The following is a 15,188-nucleotide window of genomic DNA, read 5'->3' as shown; positions in this document are numbered from 1 at the left end:
GTTTGACTTCATCGCTCCAGCAGCCTGAAAGCGTCCGCCCGCGCGCGCCGCGCTTCAATGTTCAGCCGCCTCAACTCGGCAGTCGTAGCGGGATCGTTCAGGCGATTCTGCTCGGCCTGCATCGCGATCAGTTCCAGTTCTTGAGACATATCGTCGTAGTACGTCAAGAGCTTTATGCGCGTTCTTGCACTGGGCGAATCCGGTATCAACCGCGCGGTCGCAAACATCGTGTCGAGTTGCTGCCATTCGGGCAACAAGGTAGCGCGGATGCGTTCGGCCAGCGCGGCGCGTCCCTGCGCCGTCAGCCGGTCGCGGGGCAAGGTCTTCAGGTCGGTCAAAGCATTGTTTTCGATTTCGCTGGCTTTGATGATCAATGCCGAAAACTGCATCGACTCCTGGCGCACCGGCAAACGATTGAGCATCGCAAGCGTCGCGGACAGACAGACGAGAAAACCACCCGCCAGCACCGCTGGAGCGCCGATTGCCATTGCCCGCGCCACAACGGATCGTGACGAAGCACGCACGAGCGGCGGCGCGATCACCAGACCGAATAAAAAGCCGCTGATCAGTCCGCCGACATGGGCGCCGTTGTCGATTCCCGGACGCGTCAAGCCATTAAAAAGCGCATAGACCGTGAACCATGCGGCAAGCCGAAAATGCTTGACATAGAAGCCGCGCGGCGTCGTCTGGCGACGCAGCAGCAGGAAAGCCAGTACCGCGCCTATCACACCGAAGATCGCGCCCGATGCGCCCGCGCTGTTGATGCCGGGGTGTACCAGCAAGCTCATCAGGCTTCCCGTGACGCCTGCGAACAGGTAGATCGCGATGAATCGCGCGCTGCCATAAAAGCGCTCGGCCAGGCGCCCGAACTGTGCCAGCACGAGCATGTTGAACGCGAGGTGCATCAGACCGAAATGAACGAACACCGCCGTCAACAAGCGCCACCACTGACCGTCTTGCGTATAAGGACCGAAGTTGCTGCCCGCCGCAATCGCCGCAACGGCATTCACCCGCCACACGCCCGCTCCATGTGCCGCCATTGCGATGAATATCAGCGAGGTGATGGCAACGATCGCCCATGTGGCCCACACATAGGGCGTGCGTTGCTTCATCTGCTCAAGAAAGAGCGATTCGACACGCTGCTCAGTGGCGTAGCTGCGAGTCGTTTGAAGGGGCAGCGACGCCGCCAGCAACGCCGCATCCTCGCGATCGCCAGTGCGCAGGATGATGGGTTCAAGTTCGCCCGGGCCATTGACAAGGTCGAATCGCACCAGGCGCTTGCAGGTTCTTACGTTATAGATATCCTCGAACCGCAGCGTCAGGTCGTTGCGTAATGCACTCCCCAGCATACGCGACACCGACGTACGAATCGTCAGCGTTGTGGCGCCGACCTGAACGGTGCCCTTGCCTTCGAACGACCTGGCGCGTATCTCCCCCCAACTCTTTCGAAGACGCGAGCCAATCGCGATGGGAAGTATCAGGTCAGCCGGTTGACCGTCGATGTTTTCATGCGCGTGTGTATCCGCTAATCCCCAACCAGGTTCAATGCGGTTCATGGTCGTCTCGTGATATGAGCCGCGCGTAGTGACGCGGCCGTTCTTTTCATTGTCGAGCGAATGAGATCGTTCCCCGTTGCGGGACCGGCGTTATGTCTCGTGCATTGAGCGCCGATCCCACACTACGTATTTGACCATATGACGTAATTTGGCCTCTGTGAATGCGCGCACATAAAAAAACGCCCAGATTACTCCGGGCGTCATCCTCGCAATTTACAACGCATTCCTTAGCGCTTATTGACGATCATAAATGCGTCACCTGCAGGATCGCTTCGGCAAATGCCTTCGGCGCCTCTTGCGGCAGGTTATGCCCAATCCCGCCAGTCAGATTCCGATGCACATACTTGCCGGTGAACTTCTTCGCATACGCAGCCGGTTCCGGATGCGGCGCACCGTTTGCATCGCCTTCCATCGTGATGGTCGGCACCGAAATCGTGGGTCCGGCCGCCAGGCGCTGCTCGATCGCGTCAAGCCGCGATTCGCCCTGCGCGAGGCCCAGCCGCCAGCGATAGTTGTGAATCACCACCGCCACGTGATCCGGGTTCTGGAACGACGCGGCGGTGCGCTCGTAAGTTGCGTCGTCGAAATTCCATTTCGGCGAGGCCAGTTGCCAGATCAGCTTGTTGAACGCATCGCGATTGGCCGCATAACCTTGCGCGCCGCGCTCGGTCGAAAAGTAGAACTGATACCACCACTGGAATTCGGCCTTCGGCGGCAGCGGATTCTTGTTCGCTGCCTGCGAGCCGATCAAATAGCCGCTCACCGAAACCAGCCCCTTCACACGCTCCGGCCACAGCGCCGCGATGCAGTCCGCCGTGCGGCCGCCCCAGTCGTAACCGCCCAGAATCGCCTGATCGATCTTCAATGCGTCCATGAACGCGACGATATCCACGGCCGTCACCGCCTGCTGACCGTTGCGCGGGGTATCGGCGGAAAGAAAACGCGTCGAGCCATAGCCGCGCAGATACGGCACGATCACCCGATAGCCCGCTGCCGCCAGCAGCGGCGCGACTTCGACAAAGCTATGAATATCGTACGGCCAGCCATGCAGCAGGAGCACCAGTTGGCCGTTCTTCGGCCCGGCCTCTGCGTAGCCCACGTTCAGTACGCCCGCGTCGATCTGCTGGATCGGGCCGAACGAAACGTTGCCGCCCGTGCGCGAGTTCGACGCCGAACCATCCGTGGACTGCGCGTGAGCGAGGCTGCTCAGCCCCAGATCAGCGAGACTCAGGCTCGCCAGCGTAGTGCCCAGGATCCGACGGCGGCGGACATTGACGGGATCTGACATGACGCTTTTCTCCTTATTGATCGTCCTGATCGTTGAGTAGGGGCCGCCGTCGGAATGACCCGGCCTCGATCGCGCGAATAAACGCTTCAGCGTTTTTATATCGGAAGCGGGCGGACACCATGTATCCCAATGTATCCGGCCGCCGTGCATACACACGGCGAATCAAAATCGCCGTAAAAGCGCCGTTGAATCCGCTTTAAACCACACTCAACCGCGCGGGTCGACCGGCGACGCGGGCACACCCCGCGCTTCGATATCGCGTCCCGCCAGCAGACAGAGATCTTCGCGGTGATGCGCGGCGACAATCTGCACGCCCACCGGCACGCCATTCACCAGACCGGTCGTGACGGCCAGCCCCGGCAGACCCATCGCGGGCAACGCGCGCAGCGTCAGTTGCGCTTCCCAGACGCGGTCGAAGCCCTCCTTGCCCTGCATATCGAGGTCGCTCGCGAACGGCAGTTCGCTCGACACCGGCATCAGCACGACGGCGTACTGATCGAGGAACAGACGCCACTGGCGCGTGAGCGTCGTGCGGCGCACCAGCGACTGGCTGACGACGTCGGCGGGCAGACCGCGCACCTTCTCGCGCGCCGCCGCGATCACCGCAGCCGCGCCCGGGTCGCCGTCCTTTTCCACCGCATTGACGAGCGCGTCAAAGCCGTCGCCCAGCCACAGCCGTTCCTGCAGCAGCGCGGCTTCACGAATCGACGGCACATCGTCGATTTCCTCGACGTCCCAGCCGGCATCGCGCAAACGGCTGGCCGAATCACCCAGCGCGTCCTCGACTTCCCTGACGGTCTCAAGGCCGCCCGGACGCACGCACAGCGCCGCGCGCCGCCGCACTTCCGGACCATCCACGGGCAGCGCCACATACCAGGGATCGCGCAGATCCGGCGCGGACAGCGCCAGCAGTCCCAGACGCAGATCGTCGATGGTGCGACCCATCGGCCCCGCCGCCGACATCAGCTGCGCGCCGATCGCCCGTTCCGGCGACGACGCATTGAAGGCCGGCACCCGGCCCAGTGACGGACGCAGGCCGTGAATGCCGCACGCATAGGCCGGATAGCGCACCGATCCGCCGATATCCGTGCCCAGCGCCAGTTGACCGATGCCCGCAGCCACTGCAGCCGCGCCGCCACCGCTCGATCCGCCCGGCGTGAGCGACGGATCGCGCGGATTGAGCGTGCGTCCATGTACCTGATTCGAGGTGAACCAGCGCAGCGCGAAGGTGGGCGAATTGGTGCGACCGAGCAGCACCGCGCCCGCGCGCACGAGGTTGTCCACGGCGGGGCTGTTGGTCTGGGCAATGAGGTTTTCCTGCGCGCGTAGTCCATTGGTGGTCGCGAAGCCCGCCTGATCGACGTTGATCTTGGTGGTGACCGGCACGCCTGCGAGCGGACCCGGGTTATCGCCACGCGCAATTGCCTGATCGACGGCATCGGCCTGTTGCAGGACTTCTTCCGGATGCACGGCCACGACGGCATTGATGATGGGATTCACCGCGTCGAGACGCGCCAGCGCCGATTGCGCCGCCTCGCGCGCGCTCACTTCGCGTGACTTGATGTGTTTCGCCAGTTCCGCAGCCGTCAATTGCCAAAGTTCAGACATGTTTCCTCCGTGATGAATGACTGAAGTGATGCCTCGCCCTAGGGCGCACGTGGTGGATGCGATTGAAGCCGCCGCATGTATCGGGATTGTGTCCGGCGCGCCAGATGCCGCGCCGCTCGGGCCTCGCGCCGCGCGGCACGGCTTCGTTTGTGTCGCTATGTATCTGCGCATCGCCCAGATACAGGGAATTGCAATAACGCCCGATTACGAAACACGCCAGATACGTCGGCTCGCTTTAATGCATCAACGCCGAAATCTGCTGGGCACGCGCCCCAAGGATCAACCGGTTGCCTTCTTTATCTACCGCTTCAAGGAGAACGTCATGCAAGTTTCGAAGATCGTTTTGTCGCTCACTGCTGTCGCCGCATTCGCTGCTGCTTCCGCTTCGTTCGCCGCCATGCCCACTTCCGCCGATAACGCGGCGCAGGCTGCCGTGCAATCGCAAACGCAAACGCAAGCGCAGACCCAGAACTGGACGCCCGCCCAGCAAAACGCCAGCTCAAAGATCACGCGTGCCCAGGTGCGCCAGGAACTGGTGGACGCCGAACACAACGGCCAGCTCGACGCGCTGCGCAGCCTGTATCGCGGCAGCTGATCAATACGGCCAAGTCATTTGATAAACCACCTGGCATAACCACGCTGATACCCAGCAATCCTCGCCAATAATCTACAAGGAAATCATCATGAGCAACGCTGAAAAAGTCCTGTACACCGGCAAGACCCACACGACCGGCGGCCGTGACGGCGCAACCCGCAGCGACGATGGTCGTCTCGACGTCAAGCTTGCGCCGCCGGGTTCGAGCGCGCCGGGCACCAACCCCGAGCAGATGTTCGGCGCAGGCTGGTCGGCGTGTTTTATCGGGGCGATGGGGAAAGCGGCGGCACGCCTGAAGGTGGCGCTGCCGCGCGACACGGCTGTCGATGCGGAGATCGACCTGGTGTTGCGTGACGAAGCGTATTCGCTGCGTGCACGCCTGAAAGTGACGTTGCCGGGCGTCGAGCGCGAAGTGGCCGAACAACTGATTGAACTCGCGCATCAGACCTGTCCGTATTCGAAGGCGACGCGCGGCAATATCGATGTGCTAATTACGGTGGCGGACGTCTGAAGTTAGCGAACGGCGCAAGGAAGAACGCGAGGGCGCGTCGCCTATCCTACGGAATCCGTATCGATAGGTAGCGCGCCCTCGCGCGCACCCGCTTTCAGGGCTGTTCACATCGCTCTTTATATCCCCCTTCCGGGCCGCCACCCCACCTCCCTCAGCGCATCGACGAGCCTCGCCGCGCCCAGCGCTTCCACCTTTGCGCCGCGCGACGCCACATCGCGTCCGGCTACCAGCGCATTGACGATCGCTTCCTCGACCGCTTCCGCCGCCGCCACGAACAGCGCCGATATATGGTCGTTATTGACCATCTTCACATCGCTCGCAGGCGCACCTTGACGGCCATAGTTCGCAGCAGGCAGCCCGCGATTCCCAGTTGCGAACGCCAGGAAGATATCGCCGCTCGAATCCTCCGTGCCGCCACCGACCCGCGCGAGGCCCACGCCCGCGCGCTGCGCGAGCCGCGTGCATTGATGGGGCAGCAAAGGCGCATCGGTGGCGATCGTGACGACAATGGAACCCATGCCCGGCTCGCCCTTCGCATTCGCCTCACGAAACGGCGAAGGCACATGCCCGAGCACTTCGCCCACGGGATAGCCCGCCACGCGCAACATCTCCCGCACGCCGTAATTCGACTGCACGAGCGCGCCCACGGTCCAGCCGCCTGCATCGGCGTCAAGCACCCGCGAGGCCGTGCCGATGCCGCCTTTGAACTCATGGCAGATCATGCCCGTGCCGCCGCCCACGCCGCCCTCTTCGACCGGCCCGCTGCGCGCCGCCGCAAGCGCTTCTCGCACGTGCGCGGCCGTCACATGCTGGCCCCAGATGTCATTGAGCAATCCATCGTACGTCTCCATCACAACCGGCATGCACCAGTACACGCGATCGCGTGCGCTGTCCCGCTCGGCGGCGATCAAGGCGTCGCGCACCGTGCCCACGCTATGCGTGTTCGTGTAGGCAATCGGCGTGGTGAGCAGGCCCGCTTCGCGAATCCATTCGAGCCCTGTGGCGTCGCCGTTACCGTTGAGCACGTGCACGCCAGCAAAGCAGGGATCGTCGTGCGCCGCGCCCGCGCGTGGCTCGATGACCGTCACGCCGGTCCGTATCGACGCGTCGCCGTTGTCGGCTTCGAGCGTGCAATGCCCGACCCGCACCCCTGGAACGTCTGTGATCGCGTTGAAGCGGCCCGGCTTGCCGAGTCCGATGCGGATGCCGAGTTCCCTCGTGCGCATAATGCTTGTCCTCCGATGTTGCAGTCTCAATTGCAGTGTTTTGGCGCTTTAGTTCGCTGTACGGCTCAAAGCGCGCGGAACGTTTCGCTGCGTCGCGCACAGGCCGCATACATCGCCAGCGCGACAACCAGCAGGCCGCCGATGATGTAGAGATCGACGGGCCTGGCGGCGGTGGCAAGCGTCGTATAGAGCGTGTAGCCAGCGCCTGCGATGGCGACCAGCGGCGTCACGGGCCACAACGGCATGCGGTAGTGATGCTCGACATCGCGGCGCACGATACGGCTCGCCAGCGCGGCCAGCCCCACCACCAGATACACGAGCAGCAGCAGATCCACCGTGAAGGCCGTCAACTCGTCGAGGCTCGATACGAACACGAGTCCGGCGGAAGGCAGCGCGAGCGCGAGCGTCGCGAGCCACGGCGAATCAAAGCGCGGATGGATCGTCGAAAACGCGCGATTGCAACTACGCGGCCAGAGCGCGTGACGGCCGCTGCTATAGAGCAGGCGTCCCATCGTGATGACGATGGCGATGATCGCGTTGAATACGGACAGAAAGATGCCGCCGCTCACCACGCGCGAGAGTGTGGGATTGCCGAGTTCGCGCACGACATAACCAATCGGATCGGCGCTCTTCGACAACTCGCTGAGCGAAGGCGCGCCCAGTACGATTGCAATCAGCGGCACCAGTTCCACCACCAGAATCACGAGCAGCGAATACATCACCGCACGCGCGACATTGCGATTGCCGCCGCGCAGGTCTTCGGCAAGAAACACCGCCGATCCGAAGCCGTTGTAGCAGAAGATCGCCGTGCCGATCGCGGGCACGATGGCCGCGGCGGTGGCCGGAATCAGCATGCCGCCACTGGCGACGAGCGGATGCATCAGCGCGCTCGCACTGCGATGCGGCGCACTAAAGCCCAGCCCCGCGATCAGCATCAACACGCCGATTTCGACGATGAGAAACGCGCCGGTTATCCACGCGTTGGTCTTGATGTTGAGCATCCCCAGCACGTAGCTGAGCAGCACGATGGTGAGCGCGACGGACTGATTGCCGAAGTGCGTGCCCAGCGCGTTGTTGAGGTAAGGCGCTGCGCCGCTCGCCAGCACCGCCGGAATGAACACGCTGACCGCCAGCACCGTGATGAACGTCAGATAGCCAGGCAAGGTGCCGAACACGCGTTTGGCCATCACATATTCGCCGCCCGCGCTGCGGTGAGCTGCACTCAGCTCCGCATAGCAGAGGGCGAAGGCAAAGGCCAGCACGCCGCCCAGCAGAAACGACATCACCGCGCCGCTACCCGCCTGCTGGATTGCGAACGGCGCAATCACGAAGATCGAACTCGCGGGTGTGACGCCCGAGACGGTGATCATCACCGCATCGCGCACGCTAAGGGTTTGCGTGAGCGTGCGTCCTTCACCGGCCCGCGTGCCTTGCGTATCGGACGACGATTGCATCGCGCCCGTGGATTCCGACATCATCTCCATCCTGCTCTCCTATGCTGCGCTTTTTTGAACGCCCATACTCGGGGCCACAGATTGCGTTGCAGTCTAGGAAGCCATTTTTTTGACCGCTATTCCCATTTTGGGTTACGCCCTTGCGGTGCCCAGGCCCGGCCAGCACAAAAACGACAGCGACAAACAAGGATATGGATCGACTCTTTACGGAAATCGCGATGCATCAGGCGCTCGGGCGCGTGCTGGACCATCTGGGTCAGCCGCGTTTCTGGCGCTTCCTGGTGCTGTTGCTCAACGAGATGATGCCATTCGACAATGCGCTTGCCACCGCTGTCGGCGCGGATGGCGTGCCCATCGTGCTCGACGAATACGATGCGGGCGGCAGCGACGCGCCCTCGCCGGTGCCGCTCTATCTCAACGGTCTCTATCTGCTCGATCCTTTTCTGCAGGCCGCCCACGACGGCCTGGCGGACGGCTGCTACCGGCTGGAAGAAGTCGCGCCCGACCTGTTCCGGCAAAGCGAGTATTTTCTGAGCTATTTCCGCGATGCGGTTGGCGAGGATGAAATCCAGGTGCTGGTGCGTGCGCAGCCGGACGTGCTGCTTTCGCTGTCGATGGGTTCGGCCACGCGCTTCGATACGGAACCGCTGGGCAAGCTCGCCGCCGCGCTGCCGTGGGTGCTTGCGGCGATTCGCCAGCACTGGCGGCTGGCAGGAGAGACGGCGCGTATCGTGCCAAGCGCCGCCGATCTGGGCGCGCGCGTGGAAACCGCGCTTGGCCGCTTTGGCGCGGGCCTGTTGACCGAGCGCGAGATGGCAATCGCGCGCATGGTGCTGCGCGGCAATTCCTCGAAGGCGATTGCCGAACGGCTCGCCATTTCGCCGGAGACGGTCAAGGTACACCGCCGCCATCTCTACACCAAACTCGGGATTTCTACGCAGCCCGAGCTGTTTTCACGCTTTATCGAAGCGCTGGGCGACGATGCCGCGCCCTAGCGCTTAGGCGCGGCGTCCAGCAGATACGCGTCGTAGACCACCGCGTTGCCCAGCCGCATCGCATAGCCCACCGCCATCGCGCGATTGAGCCACGCGTACTTCTTCGACGAAGTTTCGAAGTTCATATACAGCCGGAAATAATACTTCGAAGGATCGACCGGCTTGCCCTGCGCGACGTCGGCCATCACCCCGGCGGGACCGTAGCGCATGCCGCGCGTCTGCAGATAGACATACTCGCCATCGTCCATCTTCAAGAGATAGCGCGTGTCGATCATCGCCACGCCGTCCTTCGTCACGACCTGCCAGTCCGCACCGTTGTTCAGGATCTCGCCGTTGACGAGCGGGCCGTCGACGCGCCCGCCCGTGATCGGAATGATGCGGCGTTTGCCCGCGTCGCTGCTCGCGCCGAGTTCCCAGATCGGCGCGGTCAGATCGACGCTGAAGCGGCCCATATACGTCAGTTGTGGCCTGGGCGGATCGAAGGCCGCAGGTGGACTGTCCGCTTCGGCGGCCATCGACTGCCCCACGCAGAACGTCATGAAGGCAGAGGCGAACAGGCATCGGAATATCATTGTCATTCGCTATCCTCTCTAATTTTTCACGGCAACGCTGCGTGCGCGGGAAAGCAGCACATCGGGATCTTCCGTATCCGGCGCGTGCATCGCTTCGACCAGCGCATCGCGATGCTGGAGCACCGCGCGCTGATTGATCGAGCCTTTATCGGTGATCTCGCCCAGGTCGAGCGACGGCGGCACCGCCAGCAGGCGCAGACGCGCAATATAGGTTGCGCTGCCCGTGGCGCTCGTATTCAGACGCGCCGCCAGATCCGCGAAGAAGCTACGCACGGGCGGCGCGGCGAGCACGTCGGCCGCGCTCGCGTGGCCTTCGAGCTTTGCCAGCGCGCGGCAGGCATCGAGACGCGGGAAGATCATCACGCCCACGTCGTCGCGATTCATGCCGGTGATCACGGCGTCCTGCACATACGGCGCGCCTTCGCTGATGATGCGCGCTCGCATCGGCCCGACGCTCACGAAGGTGCCCGACGCGAGCTTGAAATCCTCCGCAATGCGTCCGTCGAAGGCGAGACCGAGTTCGGGCCGCGCCGGGTCGACGAAGCGCACGGCGTCGCCGCTGCGGTAATAGCCTTCATCGTCGAACACATCCTGCCGGTTTTCCGGCGCTGCGCGCCAATAGCCTCCCATCACGTTCGGGCCGCGAAACCGCACTTCCAGCTTGCCGTCCACCGGCGCGACCTTGACGAGACAACCCGGCGCGGGCAGGCCGATATAACCGGCACGCGCCACTGGCCCAGTCGTGAACAGACACGAAGGCGCAGTCTCGGTCATGCCCAGGCCCGCCATGATGCGGATACGCTCGCCGCAGTGCGCAAGCGTCACGCGTTCGAGCCTTTCCCACGCGGCCTGCGAAAGCCCCGCGCCCGCGAAAAAGTACATTTTCACGCGCGAAAAGAAACGCTCGCGCAGCGCGGCATCGGATTCGAGCGCGGCGGTCAGTTCTTCCCAACCTTTCGGCACGTTGAAAAAGACGGTCGGCGCAATCTCGCGCAGATTGCGCAGCGTCTCCTCGAACTTGCCCGCCACCGGCTTGCCGTCGTCGATATACAGCGTGCCGCCGTTGTAGAGCGCGATGCCCACGTTATGACTACCGCCGAAGGTGTGATTCCAGGGCAGCCAGTCCACCAGCACCGGCGGCTCGATGCCGAACTGCGGAAACGTCTCCAGCAGCATCTGCTGATTGGCGCAGAGCATGCGGTGCGTGGTGGGCACGGCCTTGGGCAGGCGCGTCGAGCCCGAGGTGAAAAGAAACTTGGCGATGGTGTCGCCGTTCACGTTCGCATGAGCGGAATCGGCTTGATCGGGCGGCGTGTCGAGCAAGGCGGCGAAACGCGTGACATTGGCGCCGCTACGTTGCGAGGGCGCCGCGCTCACGCGCTCCACGCCGGCTGGCAGCACCGCATCGAGCGCATGCGCGTAGGCGTCGATATCGTCGGCGAAAACGAGGCCTGGCGTGAGCACGTCCAGCACGTGACGCAGTTTGCCGTAGTCGCCCGAGATCAGCGAATACGCGGGGGAAATGGGCGCATAGGGAATGCCCGCCCACATCGCGCCGAACGCCATCTGCATGTGCTCGATGCCATTGCCCGAAAGGATCGCCACCGGGCGTTGCGCGTTCAAACCGCGCTGCAACAGCGCTGCGCCGATGGCGCGCGCATCCTCCAGCATTTGCGCGTAGCTCACACCGCGCCATGCGCCGCTGGCATCGCGTCGCGCCACCAGCAGGCGCTCGGGATGCTCGCACGCGCCGCGTTCGAGGCGGTCCGTGAAACGCTCGGGATAAGCGCCCAGGGGCTCGCCTGCCTCCAGATACCAGCATTCGCCGCGCCGCTCGATGCGCGGCGAGACGGAACCGATTGCGACGCCCCGATATCGTGCGGGTGCGCCGTCTGCGTGGCTTTGGTCCGATTCCAAAACCTGTCTCCTGGTTGTGCCGCCCCTGGTGCGTTTTGAGCACCTTTCAGCCGGGGCGGCGTGGCGTGTTCTGTCGCGGCGCGTGCTTCGTTGCTCGCGTGCGCCGCGTCGACCGGACAGCGTAGCGCCGCGCTTTAGCGCTTGTAAGCCTGCAGACCGGGCTTGATGCTCTTGTCGTCGAGGAACTGCTTGAGGCCCTTCGCGCGCCCGCCTTCCGGATCGCGATAGTTGGCCTGATCGAGCTTGGCGTACAGATAGTCTTCGTTCTGCTCCCACGTCAGTTCGCGGCTGCGCTTGAAACCATGCTTGGCATTCCGAAGCACAACCGGATTCTTGTCGAGCAGCTTCGCCGCCAGCGCCAGCGTTTCCTCGCGCAGTTGCGCACGCGGCACGCTCTTGTTGACGAGCCCCATCTGCGCGGCCTTTTCGCCCGTGAACGTCTCACCCGTCATGATGTAGTACAGCGCTTCGCGGTGGCCCACCGTATCGGCCATGGCCTTGCTGACGAGATTGCCCGGCGGAATGCCCCAGTTGATTTCCGAAAGCCCGAACACGGCTTCATCGGCGGCGATGGCCAGATCGCAGGCCACCAGCGGCGAAAACCCTCCGCCAAAGCACCAGCCATTGACCATGGCGATGGTCGGCTTCGAATACATGCGCAGAAGTTGCCATTGCCAGCGGCTGGCGTCGCGGCGAATGCGTTCCTGCAGCACGTCCGGGCCCGTATCGACTTCGCGGAAATATTCCTTGAGGTCCATGCCCGCGGTCCAGGCGTCGCCCTCGCCGGTCAGCACCAGCACCTGCGCTTCAGGATCGAGCTCGACGGTTTCGAGCACGTCGATCATCTCCTTGTTGAGCGTCGGGCTCATCGCATTGCGCTTTTCGGGGCGATTGAACGCCACCCACGCAATCCCGCCCTGCACCGTGACATTGACCGTTTTCCAGCGACCTTCGTAACTCATTGTCTCTCTCCGTTAGACCGTGCCGCACTCGCGGCTTGAAGTCAATTTACTATCAGGCTACCTGATATGTAAAGCGGAAAATGAGCGGCTTGGTACAAACCCTGAACGCGCGGAGAGCGAGCGTTTTGCGTGGAGAAATGACCGACGACGCGGCAAGGCGCGTCGTCGGGGGAACAAAGAGGGGGCGTGCTGCGCGCTACTGCACCGACACACCATCGAAGCGGTGACTGCCCAGCGGCGAGAACACAAGCCCCTGGACGCGATTCGAAACGGGCAGCGACACGATCGAATGCGCGATCGGCGTGAACGGCACCTGCTGCTTGAAAATGACCTGCGCCTGCTCGTAGAGCGCGGTGCGCTGCTGCACGTCGGAGTCGGCGCGTGCTTTCTCGATCAGCTTGTTGAAGGCCGGATCGCACCACTTCGACACATTGCTGCCATGCACGGCGTCGCAACCGAGCAGCGCGCCGAGCCAGTTGTCCGGGTCGCCGTTGTCGCCCGACCAGCCGTAGAGCAGCGCGTCGTGCTCGCCGCCCTGCTTGGCGCGGCGGTTGTATTCGCCCCACTCGTAACTCACGATCTTCGCGCGCACGCCGATCTTCGCCCAGTCCTGCTGGATCAGTTGCGCCATCAACTGCGCGTTGGGGTTGTAGGGGCGCTGCACCGGCATCGCCCAGAGCGTGATCTCGAAGCCATCCGGAAACCCGGCCTGCGCGAGTAGCGCGCGGGCTTTGGCGGCATCGTAAGGCGCGTCCTTGAGGCTCGGGTTATACGACCATTGCGAGGGCGGCATCGGATTGGCTGCGATCTTCGCGTTGCCCGCGAACACGGCCTGAATGATCGCAGGCTTGTCGATCGCCATATCGAGCGCGCGGCGCACCTCCACGCGGTCGAGCGGCGGATGCTGCGTGTTGTAGGCGACAAAACCGACATTGAAACCCACGCCCGACACCAGCCGCAGCGACGGATTGCGCTTGACCACGTCGAGATCCGCGGGGCGCGGAAACACCGAGACCTGGCACTCGCCGCTCGCGAGCTTCTGGATACGCACGGCCGGATCGGGATTGATCGAGAAAATCAGATGCGCGAGTTTGACGTCCTGTGGGCGCCAGTAATCGGGATTCGCGTCGTAGCGGATCAGCGCATCCTTCTGGTAAGAGCGGAATACAAACGGGCCCGTGCCCACCGGCAACTGGTTGATATCGGCCTCGCGATGCGCCGCGCTCAGCTGCGCCGCGTATTCGGCGGACAGAATCGACGCGAAGCTCATCGCCAGATTGCGCACGAAGATCACATCGGGCGTCTTGAGCGTGAAGCGCACCGTGTAGTCGTCGAGTTTGTCGATCTGCGCGATGTTCTTGTCGAAGCCCAGATCGCTGAAGTACGGGAAGCTGGTGGGATACGCCTTGCGGAATGGCTGCTGGGCGTCGAGCATGCGGTTGAAGGTGAACAGCACGTCGTCGGCGTTGAAGTCGCGCGTGGGATGAAAGTACGCCGTGGTCTGGAATTTCACGCCATGCCGAAGATGGAACGTGTAAATGCGCTGGTCGGACGAACTGTCCCAACTGGTCGCGAGGCCCGGTTCAAGGTCGAGCGTGCCATTGCGAAACTGCACGAGTTCGTTGTAGATCGTGTCAGTGCTGGCGTCGAAGTCGGTACTGGTGGTGTGCTGGCCGGGGTCGAAACCCGCGGGGCTGCCCTCGCTGCAGAACACCAGGGTGCCGGTGGGTCCTTTAGGCGCGGCGTGGGCCGCAGGCGGCAACGTGACAAATGCCGCGGCGCCCGCGAGCGTACTGAATGCAATAAACGCTCGGCGCGCGCGGGCAAAACGCCGCAGGCCTGATAGTCGAAGTGGCATGGCGAGGTCCGGATAAGATGCGCAAGTTGTGGATTTTTCTGCGGAATCTCTACGATTTTGCGCATCCGCCATCGGCCGAACCACCAATTTATCCGCACAACATTAGCAGCGAAGGTGCTAAAGCAGCGGGCATGTTGCGCGAGCGTTCGCGGCGCACCGTCATTCTGGGGCCACATCTGCCGGCTAGATTGTTGCGCCGCCACAAGTCGTCCTTGCATTCCGCGAAAGGGAGCCTATAATACGAAAAACGCCTAGGGAAAACCCCTAGGTAACTACCCTGGACTCTCGAGGACATCATGGCTGCGCTCATCGCTGCACTTTCGTCTAACGTCAATCAAGCTGTTGAGGCGCTTGGCCGCCTTGGCGTTAAGGCACTCAATCGCCACCTGGAATACTGCGAACTGCTCGCAGAAGCCCAGCGCCGCTACTAAGCGGCACGCGGACCGAGGGCGTCCGCAGCATTGATTCGTAGCCCTCGAAGTCGATATACAGGCTGTATGGAGTTGCATCACCGCACGCCGGAAGCGTTCGCTTCTGGCGTTTGCGTTTGTGGTTGCGTCGATAAAACGCGCACCCATACCGCGCCTGGTCGTTCTGGCCCCGCTCACGGGCACGCCGTCTGCTGTGTCTTTGCCATCGCAACAAG

Annotated in this window: 13 protein-coding genes; 4 read left to right on the top strand and 9 right to left on the bottom strand. The window is 63.1% G+C overall.

Going from position 1 to position 15,188, the window contains the following annotated elements; translation table 11 throughout:
- Window positions 1-8: 8 nt before the first annotated feature.
- The 3 genes from F3J17_RS03505 to F3J17_RS03495 form a co-directional block, all read right to left on the bottom strand.
- Window positions 9-1,556, bottom strand: coding sequence for a rhomboid family intramembrane serine protease (locus tag F3J17_RS03505; protein WP_167053786.1), 1,548 nt, complete (start codon window positions 1,554-1,556; stop codon window positions 9-11).
- A gap of 244 nt (window positions 1,557-1,800) precedes the next feature.
- The gene (locus F3J17_RS03500) at window positions 1,801-2,844 is read right to left on the bottom strand and encodes an alpha/beta hydrolase (protein WP_167053784.1); all 1,044 of its coding nucleotides are present in this window, start codon (window positions 2,842-2,844) and stop codon (window positions 1,801-1,803) included.
- Window positions 2,845-3,051: 207 nt separating this feature from the next.
- A complete protein-coding gene (locus F3J17_RS03495) occupies window positions 3,052-4,452 on the bottom strand; it encodes an amidase family protein (RefSeq protein ID WP_167053782.1) in 1,401 nt (466 codons plus the stop codon).
- 16 nt (window positions 4,453-4,468) lie between these two features.
- Between F3J17_RS03495 and F3J17_RS03490 the strand changes: the two genes are divergently transcribed.
- A complete protein-coding gene (locus tag F3J17_RS03490; RefSeq protein WP_167053780.1) occupies window positions 4,469-5,047 on the top strand; it encodes a DUF4148 domain-containing protein in 579 nt (192 codons plus the stop codon).
- A gap of 88 nt (window positions 5,048-5,135) precedes the next feature.
- A complete protein-coding gene (locus tag F3J17_RS03485) occupies window positions 5,136-5,558 on the top strand; it encodes an organic hydroperoxide resistance protein (RefSeq protein ID WP_167053778.1) in 423 nt (140 codons plus the stop codon).
- Between the two features lie 116 nt (window positions 5,559-5,674).
- On the opposite strand, the gene F3J17_RS03480 is transcribed toward F3J17_RS03485, so the two are convergent.
- Window positions 5,675-6,784, bottom strand: coding sequence for a P1 family peptidase (locus F3J17_RS03480; RefSeq protein WP_167053776.1), 1,110 nt, complete (start codon window positions 6,782-6,784; stop codon window positions 5,675-5,677).
- 65 nt (window positions 6,785-6,849) lie between these two features.
- Entirely contained in the window at window positions 6,850-8,268 is a 1,419-nt protein-coding gene (locus tag F3J17_RS03475) for an APC family permease (protein WP_167053774.1), read from the bottom strand.
- A 161-nt stretch (window positions 8,269-8,429) separates the two neighbouring features.
- Between F3J17_RS03475 and F3J17_RS03470 the strand changes: the two genes are divergently transcribed.
- Window positions 8,430-9,233, top strand: a complete 804-nt coding sequence (locus F3J17_RS03470) for a LuxR C-terminal-related transcriptional regulator (RefSeq protein ID WP_167053772.1) — start codon at window positions 8,430-8,432, stop codon at window positions 9,231-9,233.
- Here F3J17_RS03470 and F3J17_RS03465 read toward each other — a convergent pair.
- The 4 genes from F3J17_RS03465 to F3J17_RS03450 form a co-directional block, all read right to left on the bottom strand.
- On the bottom strand, window positions 9,230-9,811 hold the full coding sequence (locus F3J17_RS03465; RefSeq protein WP_167053770.1) for a DUF3237 domain-containing protein: 582 nt from the start codon (window positions 9,809-9,811) through the stop codon (window positions 9,230-9,232). The genes F3J17_RS03470 and F3J17_RS03465 overlap by 4 nt on opposite strands.
- Before the next feature lie 12 nt (window positions 9,812-9,823).
- On the bottom strand, window positions 9,824-11,722 hold the full coding sequence (locus F3J17_RS03460) for a feruloyl-CoA synthase (RefSeq protein WP_167053769.1): 1,899 nt from the start codon (window positions 11,720-11,722) through the stop codon (window positions 9,824-9,826).
- A gap of 134 nt (window positions 11,723-11,856) precedes the next feature.
- A complete protein-coding gene (locus tag F3J17_RS03455; RefSeq protein ID WP_167053767.1) occupies window positions 11,857-12,684 on the bottom strand; it encodes a p-hydroxycinnamoyl CoA hydratase/lyase in 828 nt (275 codons plus the stop codon).
- A gap of 196 nt (window positions 12,685-12,880) precedes the next feature.
- On the bottom strand, window positions 12,881-14,542 hold the full coding sequence (locus tag F3J17_RS03450) for an ABC transporter substrate-binding protein (protein ID WP_167053765.1): 1,662 nt from the start codon (window positions 14,540-14,542) through the stop codon (window positions 12,881-12,883).
- Between the two features lie 296 nt (window positions 14,543-14,838).
- Here F3J17_RS03450 and F3J17_RS36430 point away from each other — a divergent pair, with 296 nt between their 5' ends.
- Window positions 14,839-14,973, top strand: coding sequence for a hypothetical protein (locus tag F3J17_RS36430; protein WP_275692885.1), 135 nt, complete (start codon window positions 14,839-14,841; stop codon window positions 14,971-14,973).
- Window positions 14,974-15,188: the final 215 nt, after the last annotated feature.

This window comes from Burkholderia sp. Ax-1719 (genome assembly GCF_011753055.1).
Taxonomy (GTDB): Bacteria; Pseudomonadota; Gammaproteobacteria; order Burkholderiales; family Burkholderiaceae; genus Paraburkholderia.
This window is presented reverse-complemented; position numbering and strand designations above follow the sequence as displayed.

Excerpts from the sequence above, each read along its gene's own strand:
- F3J17_RS03455 (WP_167053767.1), bottom strand. The coding sequence starts at position 12,684 with ATGAGTTACGAAGGTCGCTGGAAAACGGTCAATGTCACGGTGCAGGGC.
- F3J17_RS03450 (WP_167053765.1), bottom strand. The coding sequence starts at position 14,542 with ATGCCACTTCGACTATCAGGCCTGCGGCGTTTTGCCCGCGCGCGCCGA.
- F3J17_RS03480 (WP_167053776.1), bottom strand. The coding sequence starts at position 6,784 with ATGCGCACGAGGGAACTCGGCATCCGCATCGGACTCGGCAAGCCGGGC.
- F3J17_RS03485 (WP_167053778.1), top strand. The coding sequence starts at position 5,136 with ATGAGCAACGCTGAAAAAGTCCTGTACACCGGCAAGACCCACACGACC.
- F3J17_RS03465 (WP_167053770.1), bottom strand. The coding sequence starts at position 9,811 with ATGACAATGATATTCCGATGCCTGTTCGCCTCTGCCTTCATGACGTTC.
- F3J17_RS03475 (WP_167053774.1), bottom strand. The coding sequence starts at position 8,268 with ATGGAGATGATGTCGGAATCCACGGGCGCGATGCAATCGTCGTCCGAT.
- F3J17_RS03505 (WP_167053786.1), bottom strand. The coding sequence starts at position 1,556 with ATGAACCGCATTGAACCTGGTTGGGGATTAGCGGATACACACGCGCAT.
- F3J17_RS36430 (WP_275692885.1), top strand. The coding sequence starts at position 14,839 with ATGGCTGCGCTCATCGCTGCACTTTCGTCTAACGTCAATCAAGCTGTT.
- F3J17_RS03500 (WP_167053784.1), bottom strand. The coding sequence starts at position 2,844 with ATGTCAGATCCCGTCAATGTCCGCCGCCGTCGGATCCTGGGCACTACG.
- F3J17_RS03470 (WP_167053772.1), top strand. The coding sequence starts at position 8,430 with ATGGATCGACTCTTTACGGAAATCGCGATGCATCAGGCGCTCGGGCGC.
- F3J17_RS03495 (WP_167053782.1), bottom strand. The coding sequence starts at position 4,452 with ATGTCTGAACTTTGGCAATTGACGGCTGCGGAACTGGCGAAACACATC.
- F3J17_RS03490 (WP_167053780.1), top strand. The coding sequence starts at position 4,469 with ATGACTGAAGTGATGCCTCGCCCTAGGGCGCACGTGGTGGATGCGATT.